A 20218-nucleotide genomic window follows, 5' to 3' on the forward strand; every position below is an offset into this window, starting at 1 on the left:
TGCATCTCTTTTAGCCTTGACATATCCTGTGTAGCAGTCTCTTCGATTAAACGCATGGCTTTTGCCATTCCTGCAATTCCGGGGATGTTTTCCGTACCGGAACGCAGTCCACTTTCCTGACCTCCACCTTTTAATAAAGGCTCAATCAGCATATTCTCACGTTTTACAAGAATACCAACACCACGAGGACCGTGAAATTTGTGAGCAGATAAGCTTAGCAAATCAACTCCCCACTCATTTATACGAAGGGGTACCTTTCCAAAGCTTTGTACTGCATCGACATGAAAGATAACCTTAGGAAACAGCTTCAGATATGTACCAATCTGATTAATCGGTTGGATAGTCCCTAACTCATTATTGACATGCATAATAGATACAAGAATCGTATCGGGGCGCATAGCCTGTTTCACATCTTCTAGGGAGACTCTCCCTTCCTTATTAACAGGAAGATAAGTTACATCGTAGCCAAATTCCTCTAGCTGTTTACAAACATCCAAAACAGAGGCATGCTCTATTTGGCTTGTAATAATATGGCGACCACGCTCACGATAACGCATGGCTACACCTTTAATGGCTGTATTGTTACTTTCCGTGCCACCGGAAGTGAAGAAAATCTCTGTTGGTTTCTTTTGCAAAGCGTGGGCAGCAATTTGACGAGCCTGTTTTAAAACATTCTCTGCCTCTACTCCCAAACGATGCAAGGAAGAAGGATTCCCATAATATGCTTCCATAGTCCGCTTCATGGTGTCAATCACCTGCGGATGGGGTTGGGTCGTGGCACTGTTATCCAGGTAAATCACGGCAAAGACACCCTTCCTACAATTCAAATCTGGGTCGAACTGTCTTACATCATACCATATTGTTTGTTTTTACAACTACCTTCATGCTGTAGTTCTTTACTTTGGCTTGGTAATTGCTGTAGGGCGTTAGCCGTCCTTTGGTATAAAAAGCGGCTTCTTGTCTTATCCTAACCATCAGTCGAATGAATCTACCAAGCGCTCGTTCACATTTAAGTCATAGTTGTAAACGTTTTCAACAAAGATCACTACTTTACACACTTCTTTATACTTGTTAGAATTATCAATAAATTCAACTAGAAAGGGGACCTAATCATGACAGTAATGGAAAAAATCAAACAAATGGAGGATGAATTGCAAAAGCTAAAGCAAGAGGTTGAAAAGGCAGAAAAATCAAAGCAAATCTATATTGATGATGAAACCTCCCACGATGTCTTAACAGAGGTATACAACTAAAGATGAACATGAAAATTCTCATATGTCTAATGGCTAGTTTCTATAGGAAAAGTGGTTACTCACACGATAAGGAGATAACCACTTTTTTGCCCTCTTTTATCTAAAATAAGGATGCTATTGATCTAGTAACGGCAATGCTCCAAAATACTCACCTGCAAATACCTCGGCGGCTGCACCTGTCATATAAACATGCTGATCAGCCTCACGCCATTCTATCTGCAAATCGCCTCCCAGTAAATGTATCGTGGCCATTCGCTCTGCTTTTCCTTCTAAAACAGCGGCTACTAATGCAGCACATGCTCCCGTTCCGCAAGCAAGTGTTACACCAGAGCCCCGCTCCCATACACGAAAGGTAATATCAGAAGGTGTATTTACGGAAATAAATTCAATGTTCGCTCTTTCAGGAAATAAAGCATGTTTTTCTAGTAATGGACCATAGGTTGTTACTTCTTCTTCGGAGATTTTATCCGTAAGAATCACTACATGAGGATTCCCCATAGAAACTGCTGTGAAAGTCAAGGTCCGCCCGTTGATTTGCACCTGTTCACCAATCGCTTTCGTATCGGGGTCCCCCGTCATAGGGATTTGTCCGCGCAATAAACGTGGTTTTCCCATATCAACTGTCACCTTCTCTACTTTCCCATCCGCACCTATATGTACAACCGGTGTAACAATGCCCCCATTTGTTTCAATGGTAAAGGATGTCTCCTTGGTTAAACCATGGTCAAAAACATACTTACTCACGCAACGTAGTCCGTTACCACAATTGCGGGCCTCGCTACCATCGTTATTAAATACTCTCATCCGAAAATCTGCTATTGTTGAAGGCATAATCAAAATTAAACCGTCTGCCCCGATTCCGAAGTGTTGCTGGCTTACTCTTCTTGAAAGTTCCGGCAAATCCACATTCGTGAGAGACTCTTCAAAACAATTGACATATACGTAATCGTTGCCTATCCCATGCATTTTCGTAAACCTCATGCCCGACTCCCACCATTCCGATATTTTTTCTCATTGTATCACAGGAGATGTAGTTCATGATTTCTTCTTTACAGCTTGTTTCGTTTCTATTAAAGAAATCTATTCGATAAGCTTTAACATGAACGTTTAATAGATACACTTCCAACCTGTTATAATAACCAAGAAGCAAAAGGTGGGAGTGAAAACTATTGTATAAAACGCTTGCTTTAGGAAGTCAGAATCAGGCTAAACAGAAAGCCATCTTTTTAGCTACTGATATTCAGCCTCAGTGTGTAAGTGTGCCTTCTGGGGTAGCTGAGCAGCCTTTATCTGAGGATGAAACGATTAGAGGGGCCATTACGCGGGCCAAGCTAGCCCTTGAGGCTGTCCCTAATGCTGAGATAGGCTTCGGACTAGAGGGTGGTCTGACCTTTGATGCTATCTATACGAAACAGTGGTATCTCATCTCTATCTGTGCCGCTTGGAATGGGGAGACCTTACATATTGGGAAAGGACTTTCTTTTCCCATCCCTAATCAAATTGGAGAAGATATGAAAAGATCGGGTAGGGAATTACGCGAAGTGATTGATAGGTTATCAGGAACTAGTAATAGTAATCACAAAGAGGGAGCATACGGCCTTTTTACAAATGGTAAAATTACTCGCGCTCATGTTTTTAAAGAAGCGGTAATCGCCGCTCTTACACCATTTGAGTCCGTTTTGTATCGCTGAGAATAAGTCCTCACCCTACATAGGATGAGGACTTTGGTGATGCTTTCTGATCTTCTACTATTCTTCAAATTTGCCGGTTATCGCATCCATACTGCCTGATCCTCTATTGTTTGGTATAGGCGTATAGGCAAGGAGCGGGGTTTGTTGAAAGTTTTCATCTTTCACTGGGTAAACGTATGTCAGATGAGTGGCGGGTTATTACTATCATTTTTTTGTTCTTCCATTACGAGAATGATCAATGGCTACATACCTCGCTATTCTCAAGATCCACGTCTTCATAGTCGAATGTAAGAATTGAAAGTTACACATGTGCCAAATCTAAATGATAAAAATCTCAGCATCAATTGCAAGATTAGCACTTTTTTATCGTATTTTCCCTTTATTACACACAAAGGAGGGGCTAGCCTTGCAGGTTCAATGCCTACAAGTCAGCCCCTCGCTTTGCTTTATTTTGTCGATAATAATGATCTACCGGGCAGAGTAATACGGATAAATTAAAAGTGCTCCTACAAAGGCAAGAGCTCCGATAACCATTGCCCACGTCCCCATTGATCTTGCCTCACGACGATAAGCTAGGAATCCCAGCACAATTCCCAGAGGGCCTAGAACATAAGGTAGCAGGAATAAGGACAAGATGGATGAGCCTATTCCTACCATTCCTATTCCGCTACCTTGGACTAAATTGCCATCCTTATCTTCAGCTTGTCTTGCTTCTCGCAAGCTAGAATTATCGCCATTGCGTAACCGTGTCGGACGGTATGGCTCGGCGATTTCCGCAGCTGTTTCTGTTGAGACATCATTTCGATACGACATGGAATCATTATTATTGACCTGAGAAGATTTCGCCACCGCTTGTGCAGATTGATTTTGATCGCCTGAATAGCGCTCCGTATGTGTCAAAGGATTATATTCAACATTCCCCTTCGTTTGGGTAGCGCCTGGCTCCAGCGAAGCCCGCATCCATGAATCCTGAGCTAGCTCCGTATCATACGACTTAGTATCAATTTTGTCTCTGCGGCTTTGAGCAGTCCTCGCTTCCTTCTGCTCACCACGTAAACGTCGTTTCTGATCGTTACCCATGCTGTGCTCCAACCCCTTTTTAATCAGGATGAAATGAAGGAAGTAGCCTTATTCTCTGTCTTCGGTGTACAATTTACTCAGGAGGCGAGGAGATGACAAACAACAAATCACTAAAAATTGGTATTGATATTGACGGTACAGTTACCGATCCTAGCAGTATTGTCCCTTTTTTGAATCGATCCTTTGGCAAAAATTTAACACTACAAGATTGCTTTGAATATAATTTAGCGAATGTATATGGAATCACAGATGAAGAGTTTACTACCTGGCTTTTACAAAATAGCCAAGAGGTCTACTCCCACTCTCTTCTACATGGCAACGCCTCCGAAATTTTGCAAAACTGGCACTTCACTCATGAACTTATTTATATCAGTGCCAGAGCTTTAGAGGATATGCAGGTAACCAAAGCTTGGTTTGCTAAACATCATATCCCTTATCATCATATAGATTTGGTTGGCAGTCATGATAAAGTTCGTGCCGCGAAAGCATGGGGCATTGATCTATTTATGGAGGATCGATTAGAAAATGCCTTACAATTATCCAGTGAACTGAACATCCCTGTTCTATTGTTTGACACACCGTATAACCAAGGTGAGCTTCCGTCCTTAGTCCATCGCATTACGAACTGGAATGAAGCGGAATCCTTTATTAGACGTCTGGAAGTGGAGCATGTCCTGACTTTAGTAGAGAAACAAGCCCTGTAGGTTTGAAAAATGCATTTGATTTACTTTAAAGTTCCCAAATAAAAAAGACGTAACCTTTTAAGGGGATACGTCAGGTTGTTCGAAAAGATTTCGGCGACCTTTTTATATGACAAGATACCCCGTTTATCCAGAGATATTATGGGCTGCGGTGGTATCTTTGTTATATTTATTAATAAAAGATGATGTAAGCAGTCGCTCGCAGATGGTATTTACCTAGGGCTCTTCCTCTTATAAAAAAACACTAAAAGCCCAATGACAAATATCCAATATCTCTTCCAAAGATCCGTATTAAGAAAAATTACAGGACTAGGTTATAACAAAAACAACGATAATTGGTACCCCGGGGTCAAGTGTGTCTCCTCCTGGAATACCAAGTGTAGTTGTGCTAGCAGTCGAGGCATTAGCTAACTGAAGCACACCGTTAATATAGAGATTGTAATAGGTAAATGACGGGAATGCTGTAGCCGCTGCATTAGTATCATCTGTAAAAGCTGTAGCTGCAATTGCAAATGCCGCACCTGTTCCTGTACCAGCTCCTGCTGTGGACACAAATCTTTTCGATGTAACAAAGGGTTTGGTAATTGCCATTTTTCTTCACACCTTTTCAATATGTGGGAATCTCTTTTCGAGTTTCCTTGATTTATCATATACAACCCTTACTAGTTTCGTAATGGACAACCGACTCAGCATATTAGCTGTATTTTGCGTTTCTCTTTATATTAATTAAATTTTTTCTATATTTTATCTATTAGGCAAAACTTCGTATAAAAAAAGAATTAAACAATATTTGTACGCAATCAAGCATTTGCTCAGTCTAATAATTACAATTGGTTTATCATTTATTTAATACATTTCTTGCCATGACACCGCTATGCTCACTTCCGAAGAAGCTGCTGATGCTGCTAAAATTGTCAAGCTTTCATCTGGACTTAGCTCAATGTCTATTACTCCCAAAACCAGTTGTCTTGAATCTACCCTACCACGGGCAATTAAAAGTACAATTTTTCTGTCTGCAACAGTTGTACAATCCGTATCAAATTCCATAACGCTTGTATCTGTACAAACATCAGTAAAGACTGGAGTTCCTTCTAAAGTGGCATTCTTGACTAGACGAATAACCGTTGACCTGGTCCCATCTACACTAAACGATTTATAATCCATACGAATTGGCTTAAATAAATCAGTATTAACATTATAAGAAAACGTCCATCCAACTATTGGCATAAGATCAATGGTATGTAAATCCCCGATGACGAAAGCGGAAATTCATCACTTAGGGGTAAAATTATTGACATTTGAAATTTCACATCTCTTTTATAAATAATACTATTATCAGATGAATATTAGAGTTGAAACGAAAGGTACAAATAACATTTTTTTACATAAAGGGGCACCAGCTACCCGTATATGCTTTCTTCGGATATACAGAGTAAACTCAATCAAGTAAGGATTTTTATTGCTCGGAATATATTTTTTGAATATTCAATCATGAAAAAGTTGTTATAGGCCTTTTAAGCCTTATCTTGTCCTAAGTTCTTGTCTTATTTTCATTTAGACGTAAATCAACACTTTCCTTGATTAGCAATCGTACTTGTTCTATGATGCTAAACGTAAATTCAGATACACCACCCCCTAATTAGCCTAAATGCATAAAAATAGATTTCAACCTACCAGATATTAGTTGAAAGTCTAACTCACTAATAGGTAAAAAACGTAGCATAAATAGTAGTGGCAAATATTAGGGGGGGCTTACATTGGAAATCTATGATTCAAGAAGAAAATGTAAAAATAAAACTTATTATAAGCAAAGAAAAAGATGTAAGACAGCTGTCTGTGTAACTTGTCGCCCTTCTAAAGTAGTTATATGTTATCCTCAGTGCGGACCTACCGGACCTCAAGGCGTTACCGGACCTCAAGGCGTTACTGGACCCCAAGGCGTTACCGGACCTCAAGGCGTTACTGGACCCCAAGGCGCTACCGGACCTCAAGGCGTTACTGGAACTCAGGGGATTACTGGACCTCAAGGGACTACTGGACCCCAGGGGATTACTGGACCTCAAGGCATCACTGGACCCCAAGGCATCACTGGACCTCAAGGCATCACCGGACCTCAAGGCATCACCGGACCTCAAGGCGTTACTGGACCCCAAGGCATCACTGGACCTCAAGGCATCACTGGACCTCAGGGCGTTACTGGACCTCAAGGCATTACTGGACCTCAAGGGACTACTGGACCTCAGGGGATCACTGGACCTCAGGGGACTACTGGACCTCAAGGCATCACTGGACCTCAAGGTATCACCGGACCTCAAGGCGTTACTGGACCCCAAGGCATCACCGGACCCCAAGGCATTACCGGACCTCAAGGCATCACTGGACCTACAGGACCCCAGGGACCTACCGGATCCATCAATTCCATTAGTATTTTCCCAACTGTTAATCGATACTTTTTTACCGCCAGCTCAGATATCGAACTAACTACTCCTACAGTTATTCTCGCTACTCAATTTACTAATGATTTAGGTAACTTGAGTACAGAATTTATTGGACTCGGGCAAAATAGCTATAACAATTTATACATCAACGGGATATTGCAGGAAGGCAGTCTATATGTAGTAAATCCAAATGCTCTTATTATCTATTCAAAAGGAGGTACGATTTTTTTAGGAAGTCCAATCATTGTAGAAATTGTTCATTTTACGGTTCAGGTAATTCTCTAAAAATGATTCAGAGCGATCAATTGATCCGCCCTGTCCTTTATTCAATTACTTACATTTAATATAATAGAGAGGAGGTGCATGTAAAATGGCGATTACAAAACCTTTTATTGCCGGTAGAAGATTTGCGTCTACTGCAGGAGCTGGAACAGGTACAGGCGCTACATTTTCAATTGCATCAACAGTTTTCACTAATGACGCTGGTGCGGCCGCGACAGCATTTCCAGCATCATTTTCCTACTACAATCTTTATATAAATGCCGTACTTCAAACAGCCGATACTTCTTCTGTCACGTCGACAGCAATCACAATTCCTGGTGGAGATGCGCTCGATCCAGGTACACCAATCATTGTTGAATTTGTAGTTACGTAACTCCTTATCACTTTTCAAACATCGGCAATTCCATTCTTGAATTGTCGGTGTTTCCATAAAATGACAGGGTCATCTCTGTACTACACATATGCACCGGTCAAAAAATCAACATAAAATAATAGTGTAAATATCTAAGAAAAATTGATTTTTCAAAACCATTTTAGTTAATCCGATAGTTCTATTACTGAAGCTTTTAACCAATTGAACAAGTTTTATAGAGTGAAAAAAGCACGCACAGCCTTCTCTACACTGTTCGTAAAAGACAAAGCAATGGTATAAGACCGGCACTACTGATCAGCAACTGTACAGAATAAAAAAGATCGCTCTGCACCTTACTAAAAGTAGCTAAGGCATAGAACGATCTTCTTTTATAATACTTCAATACAGTATGATCAAATTCGATTTAAGGAAAATATAAGTTTCCCCGCGGTATGACGTATCTGATCAGAGATTACGTCCTTTTTCTTTGTCGCTACACATTGAATCCCCCTGCCAAAATCTAACCCACTTTCGGCAGGGGGATTCTTTCAACCTAGGAAGCGATTACGCCTTTGGCTTGAACGTATGACAACAGGTTTCTCGAGAAGTTGTTGCATAATCACGGTGCTCGGTATCATAACCGAACTCGTTTGCAAATTCAGCATCATAATCTTTGTTTGCATGAGGATCAATGTCCACCATAATAGCATCAGCAATACAATTGTTTCCTTCTCCCCAGTACGTACAACTTGCTACACTGCATTTTACAATTGGCATATTGGTCACCTCCTATGGCTATACTGCACCCAGACAGGGACTTTTATAACCTTTCCCTTCAGGTTTTTTTTACATAGAATATCGTTAATGGTAGGATGTTTTATAGGAGGTGAATGAGTAGCATTATGAGTAAACCAGTAGTAATTGTTACAGGCGGTACCGGTGGACTTGGGATGGCACTTGCCAAGGAGTACATTCGTGAGGGTTACCATGTGGTTATTACAAGCAGAGATCACACGAAACTAAAAAGAGTCCAGCGTGAATGGAACCGTCCCCCAATGCTTCACATCTATAAACTAGACCTGTCCGATAATGAAGCAGTAAGAGCCTTTTCTGCTTGGATAAAGATTCGCTTTGGCCGTTGCGATATTCTCATCAATAATGCAGGCTCTGCTTTATTTAAGCCCTTTTTAGATCATTCACTGGAAGAGATTCACCAGACCATTGAATCAAATTTAATGGGCACATTATATATGACTCGTGCTTTCCTGCCTATGATGCTCGCTCAATCAGAAGCTAGGATTGTGAATATTGCTTCTCTAGCAGGTCGTGTTGCTTCTGCTAAAACGGCTGTATATGCTGCAACAAAAGCCGCTGTTATAAGATTCAGCGAGTCACTTCGACATGAGCTAGCTGCTACACACATCTCAGTTACCTGTGCCTTACCTGGTCCGATTGATACGCCATTTCTCATGTATGCAGACAATACAGGCACATATAAACAAAAAGTAAGTGGTTACCTGCTATCTCCCGAAAAAACGGCAAAAGCTATAATGAAAGCAACAAAACAGAAACGCTTTGAGGTAGCCCTACCAAAGCGTCTCCATCTACTGTCGCTCATTTATCCTTTATTACCAGATTTTATTATGAAACGAGTCGCACCCTTGCTGAATCGCAAATAATACTAAATTATCGTAAAGCTCGCAACCTTACCATCGCTATGATCCCAACCAACATACATAGCACGGCACAATACACAAAGATACGATCCATTCCTAATGAAGAAGCCAGGAGGCCGGATAAGAAACTTCCAACAGGTAAACCAAATCCTGTGATGGAACGATTGGCAGTTAAAACTCGCCCCAAAATCTCATTCGGCACCTGTTTTTGAATATAGGTTGAAATTAATACGTTAAATGGAGCAAAAACAACCCCACCAACAAAGAAGCACACAACAGCAATCTCCATGCGTTGCGTAAACCCTAGAGGGAATGTAGTTAATCCCCACAAACAAATAATCGCCCCGACTGTCACTCCAATTGGGTACTTCCAATTCTTGGCGATAAATAGCATCGAACCACACAATGATCCGATCGCTATCGCTGTAAGCATATAACCTTGATAAGCCTCTTTTCCAATCCCCCATACTTGCTGTATGTATACAGGCAATAATTCTACAGGTGAATATCCCATATTAAAAAACAGACTAAAGAATAACAGAGAAAGGAGCATCGAATTCGTTCCTATATATCGATAACCTACCACAAGATCTTTCCAAAAATGAAGTAATGCCTCTCTTTTTGTCTGACTTGATATGTTAGAGTTTGGCTTATATGTATAGGAAACTCGTAAAAAACACGCTGCACATAAAAAGAAACTAATTGAATCGATAATAATGACATTGGCCGGTCCGATTAACGTAACCGCTAACCCGGCTAGCATAGGCCCAAAAAGCCAAACAATCTGCCATTGCGCACTCATCACGCTATTTGCTTTAATGAGCAGTTCCTTATCCTTGATTAAATTCGGGAGCATTGCTTGCTGACCAGTGCTGCTTAGTGGTGATAACATACCAGCTAAGGCCATGATGATATAAACGGTAGCGACTGGTACGGCTGGTAAAGACAGCAAAAAAACAAGCAATCCATATAAAGAGCCTCTTACCACATTATCAAAAATAATGAGTTTCCTTCGATCAATGCGATCCAATAAAACGCCTGCTATTAATCCAGATATCAGAGCTGGTACATAATAGGACAAAATAGAAGTCCCCATAATCGCTCCAGAACCTGTTCGATGTAATAAATACCAGCTTACCCCAAACGATCCAAATGAATTTCCGACAGCTGATAAAAAGATACCAAGCCAGAACCAACGAAATGATGGAGTTCTCCATAGCTCTTTCATGCTGTACACCTCCTAATCAAAAAGATATCATAATTATACGACTTTTTAAATATAAAAATTTAATAAGTAAAAATATTTAGTATTATCTACATGTAGATATCATTTCTTTAATACAGTAAAGTTTCACATGAAACATTAAAAATAATAAAAAAAGGCATGCCCGAAATAGGCATGCCTTACAACTGGGAGGAGAACATGGTAATCGTTACTACTGGGTTATGTGATTATGATGTTTTCCATTTTTCTAACTCAGAATGGAATTTATCATTTAGCACCTTAATATAGGTTCCCTTCATACCAAGAGAACGCGATTCAAGAACTCCTGCACTAGCAAGCTTACGCAATGCATTAACGATCACAGAACGGGTCAATCCAGCCTGATCCGCTAATTGACTAGCTACCAGCAACCCTTCCTTAGCATCCAATTGCTCCATGATTTTTTCAATCGCAATTTGCTCACTATAGGAAAGAGAAGACAAAGCAATCTTAGCAAATGTTTTATCACGAACTTCATTTTCAATCTGTTCTGTTCGCTGACGTACAATTTTCATTCCAACTACAGTTGCACCAATCTCAGCTAGGATGAGATCGTCCGTCTCAAAAGCACCAAATGCACGAGTTAATACTAATGTTCCTAATCGACTGCCACCTGCATTAATCGGTACGATGGTGGTCATCATTTGAGGGAACAGATTTTTCCACTCAGCAGGAACCATGCTGTAGTTACTGTGAACTGCCTCGTTAGCTACTGAGAAATGAATCTCTAATAATTTTTCCTTATAGTTTTCAGGTAAAAAGCTCGTAAAACGACCTGTTTCCTGAATCGAAATCTCTTGTGCAAAACCACTTCCTAAAATCTGACCATCTGCCGTGATGATATACATATTGGAATTGATGATATCAGAGAGCAATTTAGCAATATCCTGATATGATACCCCGTTTCCACCCATCGTCTTTTGAAGCATCGCATTTATTCGTCTCGTTTTTTCTAACAAATTCATTTGGAAAATTCCTCCTCTAAATGTTTCATGCTCACAGTATTGTCTGAAAAATGTGCCTTGATACCTCGTATTCGAAAAAAATTTTTTCAGACGGTGTACGGCATACCATTTTGAGACGAAAATCGATGCTTAATCGGGGTTACTCAATAAAAAAAGCCTGGCATCTGCCAAGCTTTCCTAACTAACAATCTCAACTTATTCTGTCTGGATCATTCCACGACGATTCCACAAAAAAGTAATGCCTGATACGATCATGATCGCTAAAAAAGAATAAAAATAATGGGGCGTATCGCCTAGCAGTGCGCCTATCAACAAGATGATGATATCAAATACAAAGATCACAATCCCAATATTAATTCGTATTACATCAGATAGAAGTTTAGCCACCAAATCAAATCCATCTGTCGTTGTATTAAATCTAAGTAACAGCCCAATCCCCATGCCAATAAACAAGCCTCCCAAAATACTACTGAATAATAGAGAACAGGAGGTAAATACAGAGACATGCTGCAACGGCGAAAATAAATCAATCAAAAAGGACGAAAGCAACAATCCATTAACACTATCGTAAAAATAAGATCGCTTTGTAAACCAAGCATATAGATAAATTGGAATACTCATGACGATCATGACCAGCCCTACTTTATAGCCCGCCATATAGTTGATTATTAAAGCAATTCCGGTCAAGCCGCCGTCCATTAATTGATGCGGAATGATGAAACCGTTTACTCCAAGTGCAAGTAATCCACTGCCAATAAGCAAGGCTACTCCTTTACGTATCATATATACCATGCTCTACTCCTTGGGATGAGATCAAGACTAGTGTGTGAAGCAAGCTTGTATCTCATACCAAGGAGTTACGACTAGCCTTTTTCCTATCCAATGCTTTTCATAATCATCTGCTCAATCCATGCTGTCAGCTCTCGAACTGGTCTATTTTGATCCTGCTCAGTTAAACGCAGCCTCACATACCGCTCATCCATATCGAATGCTTCCTCCAGCATGCCTGCAAATCCACGCTTACGTTTATCAACCTCTAACAGAACCTCTAGTTCATTTTCCTGTAAAAAGAAAATGACCTCCAGTTCATCTACATATTTACGGAACCGCCCTTGTGGCCGAAATTCAAATTCTTGTACAAATGGATAAGGCTGACCAAGCCGACGATTCCATTCACAATCGACTTTATATAACTGAAATCCTAATGTAGAGAGTGCCTCTAATACGTTCCTCATCATCGGATGCGGTTGTACCTCAATATAATCCGAGTCACCAGGATCAATTGCATTTTTTATATCTAGGCCTGTACGTAAATAGACCGGTTGTCTTCCTATCGTCAAAGGCGTCGCATAAGGTAATGGAAATGAAAACGAATAGACCTTTGTTTCCTGCGGTTCAATGCTAAAGGGTTCTGTCAAACGATGCTTTAACAGGATACATTCTTCTTTTGTCTTGTTTTGATTATTTTCTCGTTCATAATGAGTAATAACATAAATATAAATCTCATCAATATCCTGCTGAATATCTCCTCCCGTAATATGAACCTCGCCTGTTACCAATTCACCAGGAAGCAATGTTTCCTTGAAAAGGCGTGTGTCTACAGTAGCTGCTCCAATTCCTACACTCGCCATCATCTTTTTAAATAACGACATCCCCCATGCCCCCTCGTTCCAAAAGCCCTTCTTATTTTGTTATAACTATATACGAACAAGCTGGGGTTTTGTTGCATTTTTCTCTTACAGCGATACACAATCTATCCGATTGTTTTTGGTTGCTCTTTAGCCACTACATATAAGTGCAAAACCCGTGAAATAACGAGGGTTTTTATATTTACCTCTATGACCTTTCCTTGGATAATGTACTCTTTTTTTTGCAGTAATTCATGCAATATTTCATGCATTTCGCCTACTTGCTCCACTTTTTTCCTTTTCAATTGGGCCAAGTCTTTTTCTAGGCTATGCTTTAATTCTTCTTCGACAAAGGTGTTCGGGCGTTGTCCTAAAAAGGTGATCTCAACATCTTCAATCACGACATTCTGCTTTTTTCGTGCTACTTTATGCAACTCGTTAAGATTATCCATTTCGTTTTGGAGACGATCATTTAATACATATAAATTTTTGTTCTCCAGCATTAGATCTTCCATTCTTTGAATAAATAAAAATAGAAATATCGCTCCTCCTGCGACACCTCCTAAAATAAACAAGCTGATATACCGAAGATATCGACGTACTTTAGGTAATCGCTCCTCTTGTAAAGTTGTCATGAAGCTTTCCCCTGCGTCAGCCATAGCATCGAAATCGTTCCGAGATGCGCTCCGATAAACGCTGCAAAAATATAAATGAGCTGTTTTAAAACAGGTGAGAAATTGCCGACAAATAATTTTTCAATTTGTAAAAATGAGTCAAATGTTCCTCCAAGGGCTCCCACCAGCCCCATAATTTTGAGCTGGATTGCTAGATCTGACATGACAAGTAACGGAGCTCGATCACTAAAAAAAGCACCCATTCCTCCTAGTATTGATCCCCCAATCACGATTCCATAAGCAACACAAAACGTTAAAATGACTTGAGCCACTTTTCTCACGCTCCTTGTGCTTCATACTTGTACCAATTTTGCGTATGCTCTACCCTACGCGCGAATAGAGCCAAATATGATTGTCGCTAAAGTAAAGCTTATAAAACCTCTCTCTTTTATTTATTCAAATCCATCATCCAACACGATGGAGATAAGAAAGACGACAACGATGATCCCAATGACCATCTCAAGACCACCTAATTTAAAAATACTCCCCATAAAATTCCCTCCTACTAGCCTCTTTTTATAGGGATATGTCACGGTTTACAAAAAGTCTCTAGGCATCTGCCCAGTTTCATGCATTTTGGGCTACGAATAAAGGGCGTCCCTCTTTTCACATACTAAGTCTGACATCAGAAGAGAGAGGAGGGACAATACCTTGGCCACCGCACGCCACTTACTTGGTAACCGCACATTTCTCTTTCTGTTGATTGCAGCTCTTTTTATGCATATTGCAATCTTTCTGGTGACCCCTATTTTTCCTATCTTCTTGGAAAAAGCACGCCATTTGCATGCAAGTCAAATTGGTTTTATTCTTGCTATCGCTAGCTTAATGTACCAAATCGGAAGTCTTGTTGGTGGATTTTTATCTGATCGTGTGTCACGCAAGCTTGTCATGGTAAGTGGAGCAGCCATTCAAGCAGGTGCTATGTTTGGTTTTAGTGTAAGCCAAACCTTTCTGCTTTTTATGGTATTTTCGGCCGTTAATGGCAGTGGTATGGGGTTAGTAGCCCCTGCCATAAAAGCAAAGATAGCTGATGTAGTAGGACAAGAAGATCGAACAACTGCATTTTCCTGGCGTGGAATCGCGGCCAACATTGGTATTATTATTGGGGGTCTTACGATTACGTTACTTGCATTAAGTACGAATCGAATTGTCTTCATTTATGCAGCAGGTGTTTATATTCTGTTGACCTTTTTTCTTCTATTTGCTTTACCTAAAGCCCGTCAGGAGAAAACGAAAAAGGATTCCTTATCATGGAGTCAGTATAAAGGTTTATTGGGTCATCGTAGCTTTTTGTTTTTCTGTCTGGTATCTTTGCTGGTTTGGGGGTTATATGCTCAATTTCCGCTTGTTGTTCCATTACGCGGACAACATATTATGGGGACAGGTGCCAAGGTAGGCTTGATATGGACGATTAATTCAACCTTTGTGGTTCTATTTCAAGGTGTTATTGCCCGTTATATCTTAGAAAAAATTAGTCCTTATTGGGCAATGGTCAGTGGTACCTTGTTCCTTGGTGCTGGCCTATTCGCGATGGGCTTTACTCATCAGTTTTGGACGTTTAGTGCAGCAGCCGTTGTGTTTATTATTGGTGAAATGCTGGCTGTACCTGTATTCGACAGTTTAGTTGGTCATTTTGCTAAGCCTCCTTTATTGGGAGCTTATTATGGGATCGGCAATGTAGTCACAGGGATTAGCGGTGCTTTAGGTAATGCGCTTGGTGGCTATATGATTGAGTCGCTTGGCGGCGTAGGCAGTATGCGACCATGGTATATGTACGGCATCATTACATTAATTTCCGTTGCCATTCTGACCGCTTTTGCTATCTATGCTAACGCCCGTCATAAAAATAAAGAATCTTCCTCTTCTCTACACCCTAAAAAGGAGCGTGCGCGATGAATTCTTCTACAGATGATCATAAGCAGCAAGGAGCCAATCTTCTTGATAAAGCACCGTTTTGCTCTCTATTGTTTCATATGGAAAATGAAGCTCATGAGTCAATACTTGAGGAATACAAAAGATATAAGCCTGAGTACAAGTTTTTGTTTTGGGAATAATAAGACCTTGAAAGGAATGATAAGAAGATGAATATGGATAAAAAACGCTTTTCCAATAACTCCAATGAACGCAGTGAAACAAATACACAGCCAAAGAAAACTCAAGACGATCGTCCGGGCTTTGGTGACAAAAAATTAGAAGGACCAGATCGTCCTTCCACATAATTCTGAGTGGCTTTCACTTGCTAAGTAGTAAGGCAGGTGGAAGCCTTTTTATATGAGGAAAGATACTTTCCTTGATGGAATGAGCCCCTAATTTTCTATGGAGGCTTTCCTGCTTCGTACGTAGTTGAATTGTTAGCATGTCAGCCAAAAAAGCACCCCTCTTTGTCCTGTAATACTCCTACAGAATAAAAAGGGATGCTCATAAAGCTTGTAGTTGATTCATAGATTATACTGCGCTGTGCATTCAATACTTTCTGTGACGAAATACATCTTCAGCCTACTTCTGAACTGCTTGGATCTGGTAAGGAACGTGCATGGCCCGAAGCAGTTCAAAAAATTGTTTTTCCTCCTCAAGAGGTATCACTACTAACAAATATTGATTAAAATATGAGACAATGCGATCTAATTCCTGTTCTTTTAGAGCAAACCGCGATAGCTCACCAACATCTTTTAGTTCATAAAAATATTGAAAGCGTTCAGGCGTCATCTTTGCCGTAAAAGTGCGGCTTACAACCGTTTCACCCCGATAATTATTCTGTACATTTTCCGTAGAAGCTCCCAGCAGTGTAAGAATCCTCGCTGCATTTCCCCCTACTTTTTCCACCAGCATATTGTCGTTATACTCCACCTCTAAATCAGTAAGACGATTTTGGACAGAATGAAGCATAGCCATCAATACCTTACGTACCACTAAATTCGTTGGAGCAAATTTATGGTCATAAAAATTATATTCCAGTACGGCATCTGTAGCCGTTTCATGGCGATAAAATTTGATGGCATTCATTGAAAATCACGCTTCCTTTCACATACGCTTATCGGCGACGAGTAGCCTCAAGCGTAGCCCAATCCAACTTTTTAACCAGAGCAAACAATAGCTTTTTCGCATTTTGATAATCATCTTCATGCATGATGGATGCATGGCTATGAATGTAACGAGACGGAATACCAATAACTACTGAAGGAACACCTTTACCATGCATATGGACAGCCCCTGCATCAGTCCCACCTTGACTAATAAAGTATTGGTATTTGATCCCTAGTTCTTCGCATGTATCAATTAACAAATCACGTAAGCCTGGCTGCATAATCATTGTACGATCCAAAATACGTAATAGTAAGCCATCCCCCAATTTACCCATGCCATCTGTCACACCAGGAATGTCGCCAGCCGGGCTAGCATCTAATGCAATAAACATGTCAGGGTCAATCATGTGAGCCGCTGTCTTTGCACCACGTAAACCGACTTCTTCCTGTACGGTAGCACCTGCATAGATAACGTTAGGATGCTGTGGATTTTCGTGTAATTCTTTTAGTAACTCTAATGAAAGGGCGCATCCATAACGGTTATCCCAAGCTTTTGCCATGAATTTTTTCGGGTCAGCCATTTGGGTAAAGGGGCAAATCGGCACGATTGGATGTCCTGGTTTAACCCCTGCCTTAAGAACTTCCTCTTTCGTATCACAACCGATATCAATATACATTTTCTTCATATCCATTGGGCGATTGCGCATATCTTCACTTAATACATGTGGTGGAATGGAACTAATTACCCCGATAATCGGGCCATTTTCTGTAATAATTTGAACTCGTTGGGCCAATAATACCTGACTCCACCAACCACCTAATGGCTGAAAGGAAATAAAACCTTTATCGGATATTTGGGTTACCATAAACCCTACTTCGTCCATATGGCCTGCAACCATAATACGAGGTCCTTGTTCATCCCCGCGCTTCACTCCAAAAATACTTCCCATATTATCATAGGTGACTTCTTCTGTATAAGAGGAGATATATTCTTTCATAATGGAGCGGACAGGTCCTTCAAATCCCGGAGCACCAGGCGCTTCTGTTAATTTTCTCCATAAATCCAACTGAAATTGATCGGCCATTACCTTGATCCTCCCAAACTGAGTCTTTTTTGTTGTATTCTATGTAAAGACAACTGTATACTTTTCCATTATCGACTACCTGTTAGACTTATGCAACCATGTAAGTAAGGGAAGCCTGAGGAGTACCACTGTAGAAAATACTGGTAGAAACCATGTAGAATGGCTTTTTTGAATGTATTGGCATACTTGATTTGACTTACATCTAGTTTGCCCAGTCAATATCTCCTTATCACATCTTGTGTAATGATGGAGAAAAATGTGCTTATTACTCTATACAGTAAATAAAAGGATGAACATTTCATGAAGAAAGAAAGATTTGATTGCATTGTTATCGGTGGCGGTCCCGCGGGGCTTATGGCCGCCTATTCAGCTGCCAAGCACGGAGCCAGTGTCTGTCTGCTTGAAAAAGGTGAAAAACTAGGACGCAAACTGATCATTTCAGGTGGCGGACGCTGTAATGTCACGAATGCTAAGGAGTTAGAAGAACTGATTAAACAAATTCCGGGAAATGGTCGTTTTATGCACAGTGCCTTTGCCCAATTTAACAATCAGGATATTATCTTCTTTTTTGAAGGAATAGGGGTTTCCTTGAAAGAGGAAGATCGTGGTCGAATGTTTCCAACGACAGATAAGGCTATTACTGTAGCCAACGCTCTTGTTAATCAGTTAAAACAGGAGGGAGTTCACATCCGTCTGCATGCAGAGGTAGAGCGTGTCCTGTATGAACAAGATGCCTGCACAGGGGTTGAATTAAAGAACGGAGAGATTCTGAAGACAAAGGCCGTTATTATAGCAGCAGGCGGATGCTCTGTTCCTAAAACAGGCTCCACCGGTGATGGCTATAAGTGGGCAAAAGCAGCAGGCCATACCATTACTGATCTATATCCAACAGAGGTACCATTACGAGCAAGTGATGAGATCATTAAACAAAAAACGTTACAGGGTCTCTCTTTACGCGAGGTCGAACTAACCCTTACTGATCCAAAAGGAAAGAGGGTAACTACACAAGAAGGAGATATGATCTTTACTCATTTCGGTTTATCAGGTCCGGCTGTCCTACGTTTAGGGCATTATGTATCCGTTACTCAGCGTAAATTCGGCGCCGTTCCTCTCCAACTGACAATTGATTTATTTCCTGGGCGTTCAATCGACATCATTTCCCAGGAAACTTGGAAGCTTTGTGAGGAACAACCGAAAAAGGCGATCAAAAACGCTTTAAAGGGCTATGTGCCGGAAAGGCTTATCCCTGTTCTTTTGCAGAAAACAGAGCTAGAAGAAGAAACCACCTTCAGTCATCTTAACAAACAAAAATGGCAAAATTTCGGTCGTCTTCTGAAATCATTTCCGTTAACAATCGTTGGAACCCTGTCGCTGGAAGAAGCCTTCATTACAGGCGGTGGCATACATACTAAGGAAGTAGACCCGAAAACAATGCAGTCTAAAAAAGCTGCTGGTCTATTCTTCGCTGGAGAAGTTCTTGATGTCCATGCACATACAGGTGGATATAACATAACCATCGCCTTTTCTTCTGGTTATGTAGCAGGCCTACATGCGTCTCAATACTCCTTATCAAGCTAGTTATCGGGAGTCTACTCAACTTTTAGACAAATAGTAGAAGACGTACATTTTTTTAAAATACATGTTTAACGATCTATTTTATTGGGGAATATATTACTAATTGCTCTTCCTCCCAGAAGAGCGTCTCAGAACCCTACTCCCCCTAAAAGTAGTTGGTTACTGATTCTCACACCTCTACTCCCTTTATCTTTATCTTTAGAAGCGTCGATCGTTGACGCTTCTTTTTTTTTACACATCATCAACAAAAAAGCACGCCTTTAAAAAAGACGTGCCTTCCCTTATCATGACGAACCTATGTCTAGTGAAACCTATTCCTCTTGCTAGCTGACTAAAGTACGCAGTAGCAAAAAGCATCCCAGTATCACACATGATACACCCAACAGATAAAACGTATTCGCTCGTTGCTTCACGCGTTTTTCGTTACCTGCGAAATGAGCGCTCAAGCGTCGCTTCCACCGTTTGGTTGTAGGCTGGATGGCAACTACTACGCCTGCTACCAGCAAAACATACGGCATAGGATCATTCATC

General features: G+C 40.7%; 25 protein-coding genes (1 of these 25 running past the window's edge). 10 read left to right on the plus strand and 15 right to left on the minus strand.

The window, feature by feature from the left end; genetic code table 11:
* Positions 1 to 800: the 5' portion of a cysteine desulfurase family protein gene (locus BRLA_RS18695; protein WP_081870828.1), read on the minus strand. The gene continues 346 nt to the left of window position 1, outside the view; the window shows 800 of its 1146 coding nt (coding positions 1-800); its start codon is at positions 798 to 800; its stop codon lies off the left edge, out of view.
* A 312-nt stretch (positions 801 to 1112) separates the two neighbouring features.
* Here BRLA_RS18695 and BRLA_RS24385 point away from each other — a divergent pair, with 312 nt between their 5' ends.
* Positions 1113 to 1253: a hypothetical protein gene (locus BRLA_RS24385; protein WP_003338667.1), complete on the plus strand. Its 141-nt coding sequence runs from the start codon at positions 1113 to 1115 to the stop codon at positions 1251 to 1253.
* A gap of 114 nt (positions 1254 to 1367) precedes the next feature.
* On the opposite strand, the gene dapF is transcribed toward BRLA_RS24385, so the two are convergent.
* Positions 1368 to 2234 (minus strand): diaminopimelate epimerase, encoded by an 867-nt coding sequence (dapF, locus tag BRLA_RS18700; protein ID WP_003338666.1) that lies wholly within the window; start codon positions 2232 to 2234, stop codon positions 1368 to 1370.
* A gap of 188 nt (positions 2235 to 2422) precedes the next feature.
* On the opposite strand from dapF, the gene BRLA_RS18705 reads away from it, so the two are divergent.
* On the plus strand, positions 2423 to 2944 hold the full coding sequence (locus tag BRLA_RS18705) for a DUF84 family protein (protein WP_003338665.1): 522 nt from the start codon (positions 2423 to 2425) through the stop codon (positions 2942 to 2944).
* A 468-nt stretch (positions 2945 to 3412) separates the two neighbouring features.
* On the opposite strand, the gene BRLA_RS18710 is transcribed toward BRLA_RS18705, so the two are convergent.
* Positions 3413 to 4024 (minus strand): sulfite exporter TauE/SafE family protein, encoded by a 612-nt coding sequence (locus tag BRLA_RS18710; protein WP_003338664.1) that lies wholly within the window; start codon positions 4022 to 4024, stop codon positions 3413 to 3415.
* A 92-nt stretch (positions 4025 to 4116) separates the two neighbouring features.
* On the opposite strand from BRLA_RS18710, the gene BRLA_RS18715 reads away from it, so the two are divergent.
* Positions 4117 to 4728 carry a 5' nucleotidase, NT5C type gene (locus BRLA_RS18715; protein ID WP_003338663.1) on the plus strand — a complete coding sequence of 204 codons (612 nt, stop codon included), beginning with the start codon at positions 4117 to 4119 and terminating at the stop codon, positions 4726 to 4728.
* Positions 4729 to 5034: 306 nt separating this feature from the next.
* On the opposite strand, the gene BRLA_RS18720 is transcribed toward BRLA_RS18715, so the two are convergent.
* Positions 5035 to 5316, minus strand: a complete 282-nt coding sequence (locus BRLA_RS18720) for a DUF4183 domain-containing protein (protein WP_041752372.1) — start codon at positions 5314 to 5316, stop codon at positions 5035 to 5037.
* Between the two features lie 255 nt (positions 5317 to 5571).
* Entirely contained in the window at positions 5572 to 5952 is a 381-nt protein-coding gene (locus BRLA_RS18725) for a hypothetical protein (RefSeq protein WP_003338661.1), read from the minus strand.
* 530 nt (positions 5953 to 6482) lie between these two features.
* On the opposite strand from BRLA_RS18725, the gene BRLA_RS25065 reads away from it, so the two are divergent.
* Together BRLA_RS25065 and BRLA_RS18735 are read left to right on the plus strand one after the other, a co-directional pair.
* Positions 6483 to 7448 carry a DUF4183 domain-containing protein gene (locus BRLA_RS25065; protein ID WP_081870829.1) on the plus strand — a complete coding sequence of 322 codons (966 nt, stop codon included), beginning with the start codon at positions 6483 to 6485 and terminating at the stop codon, positions 7446 to 7448.
* Between the two features lie 85 nt (positions 7449 to 7533).
* Positions 7534 to 7818, plus strand: a complete 285-nt coding sequence (locus BRLA_RS18735) for a DUF4183 domain-containing protein (RefSeq protein WP_003334873.1) — start codon at positions 7534 to 7536, stop codon at positions 7816 to 7818.
* Positions 7819 to 8361: 543 nt separating this feature from the next.
* On the opposite strand, the gene BRLA_RS18740 is transcribed toward BRLA_RS18735, so the two are convergent.
* Positions 8362 to 8574 carry a DUF1540 domain-containing protein gene (locus BRLA_RS18740; protein ID WP_041752374.1) on the minus strand — a complete coding sequence of 71 codons (213 nt, stop codon included), beginning with the start codon at positions 8572 to 8574 and terminating at the stop codon, positions 8362 to 8364.
* Between the two features lie 125 nt (positions 8575 to 8699).
* Here BRLA_RS18740 and BRLA_RS18745 point away from each other — a divergent pair, with 125 nt between their 5' ends.
* Entirely contained in the window at positions 8700 to 9476 is a 777-nt protein-coding gene (locus BRLA_RS18745; RefSeq protein WP_003334870.1) for an SDR family NAD(P)-dependent oxidoreductase, read from the plus strand.
* 7 nt (positions 9477 to 9483) lie between these two features.
* Here the strand turns inward: BRLA_RS18745 and BRLA_RS18750 are convergent, their stop codons facing one another.
* The 6 genes from BRLA_RS18750 to BRLA_RS18775 form a co-directional block, all read right to left on the minus strand.
* A complete protein-coding gene (locus tag BRLA_RS18750) occupies positions 9484 to 10701 on the minus strand; it encodes an MFS transporter (RefSeq protein WP_003334869.1) in 1218 nt (405 codons plus the stop codon).
* A gap of 224 nt (positions 10702 to 10925) precedes the next feature.
* A complete protein-coding gene (gene codY, locus BRLA_RS18755; RefSeq protein ID WP_003334868.1) occupies positions 10926 to 11702 on the minus strand; it encodes a GTP-sensing pleiotropic transcriptional regulator CodY in 777 nt (258 codons plus the stop codon).
* Positions 11703 to 11897: 195 nt separating this feature from the next.
* Complete coding sequence (locus BRLA_RS18760) at positions 11898 to 12494, minus strand: YitT family protein (protein WP_003334867.1); 597 nt, start codon at positions 12492 to 12494, stop codon at positions 11898 to 11900.
* A gap of 83 nt (positions 12495 to 12577) precedes the next feature.
* On the minus strand, positions 12578 to 13354 hold the full coding sequence (locus BRLA_RS18765) for a sporulation protein (protein ID WP_003334866.1): 777 nt from the start codon (positions 13352 to 13354) through the stop codon (positions 12578 to 12580).
* A gap of 101 nt (positions 13355 to 13455) precedes the next feature.
* On the minus strand, positions 13456 to 13965 hold the full coding sequence (locus BRLA_RS18770; protein WP_003334865.1) for a sporulation membrane protein YtrI: 510 nt from the start codon (positions 13963 to 13965) through the stop codon (positions 13456 to 13458).
* Positions 13962 to 14276 (minus strand): YtrH family sporulation protein, encoded by a 315-nt coding sequence (locus BRLA_RS18775; protein ID WP_003334864.1) that lies wholly within the window; start codon positions 14274 to 14276, stop codon positions 13962 to 13964. The genes BRLA_RS18770 and BRLA_RS18775 overlap by 4 nt, the downstream gene beginning before the upstream one ends.
* A 379-nt stretch (positions 14277 to 14655) precedes the next feature.
* Here BRLA_RS18775 and BRLA_RS18780 point away from each other — a divergent pair, with 379 nt between their 5' ends.
* From BRLA_RS18780 to BRLA_RS24395, 3 genes are read left to right on the plus strand one after another with little or no spacing between them, the layout of a single operon-like run.
* The gene (locus BRLA_RS18780) at positions 14656 to 15900 is read left to right on the plus strand and encodes an MFS transporter (RefSeq protein ID WP_003334862.1); all 1245 of its coding nucleotides are present in this window, start codon (positions 14656 to 14658) and stop codon (positions 15898 to 15900) included.
* Positions 15897 to 16058, plus strand: coding sequence for a hypothetical protein (locus BRLA_RS24390; protein WP_003334861.1), 162 nt, complete (start codon positions 15897 to 15899; stop codon positions 16056 to 16058). Before BRLA_RS18780 ends, BRLA_RS24390 begins: the two co-directional genes overlap by 4 nt.
* A gap of 27 nt (positions 16059 to 16085) precedes the next feature.
* Entirely contained in the window at positions 16086 to 16223 is a 138-nt protein-coding gene (locus BRLA_RS24395; protein ID WP_003334859.1) for a hypothetical protein, read from the plus strand.
* A 277-nt stretch (positions 16224 to 16500) separates the two neighbouring features.
* On the opposite strand, the gene BRLA_RS18785 is transcribed toward BRLA_RS24395, so the two are convergent.
* On the minus strand, positions 16501 to 17007 hold the full coding sequence (locus BRLA_RS18785; RefSeq protein WP_003334857.1) for a hypothetical protein: 507 nt from the start codon (positions 17005 to 17007) through the stop codon (positions 16501 to 16503).
* A 28-nt stretch (positions 17008 to 17035) separates the two neighbouring features.
* The gene (locus BRLA_RS18790; protein WP_003334856.1) at positions 17036 to 18112 is read right to left on the minus strand and encodes a M42 family metallopeptidase; all 1077 of its coding nucleotides are present in this window, start codon (positions 18110 to 18112) and stop codon (positions 17036 to 17038) included.
* A gap of 300 nt (positions 18113 to 18412) precedes the next feature.
* On the opposite strand from BRLA_RS18790, the gene BRLA_RS18795 reads away from it, so the two are divergent.
* Positions 18413 to 19690 carry a BaiN/RdsA family NAD(P)/FAD-dependent oxidoreductase gene (locus tag BRLA_RS18795; RefSeq protein ID WP_003334855.1) on the plus strand — a complete coding sequence of 426 codons (1278 nt, stop codon included), beginning with the start codon at positions 18413 to 18415 and terminating at the stop codon, positions 19688 to 19690.
* Between the two features lie 320 nt (positions 19691 to 20010).
* Here the strand turns inward: BRLA_RS18795 and BRLA_RS18800 are convergent, their stop codons facing one another.
* Positions 20011 to 20217, minus strand: coding sequence for a hypothetical protein (locus tag BRLA_RS18800; protein WP_003334853.1), 207 nt, complete (start codon positions 20215 to 20217; stop codon positions 20011 to 20013).
* Between the last annotated feature and the right edge of the window lies 1 nt (position 20218).

Source organism: Brevibacillus laterosporus LMG 15441, from assembly GCF_000219535.2.
GTDB classification, from domain to species: Bacteria; Bacillota; Bacilli; order Brevibacillales; family Brevibacillaceae; genus Brevibacillus_B; species Brevibacillus_B halotolerans.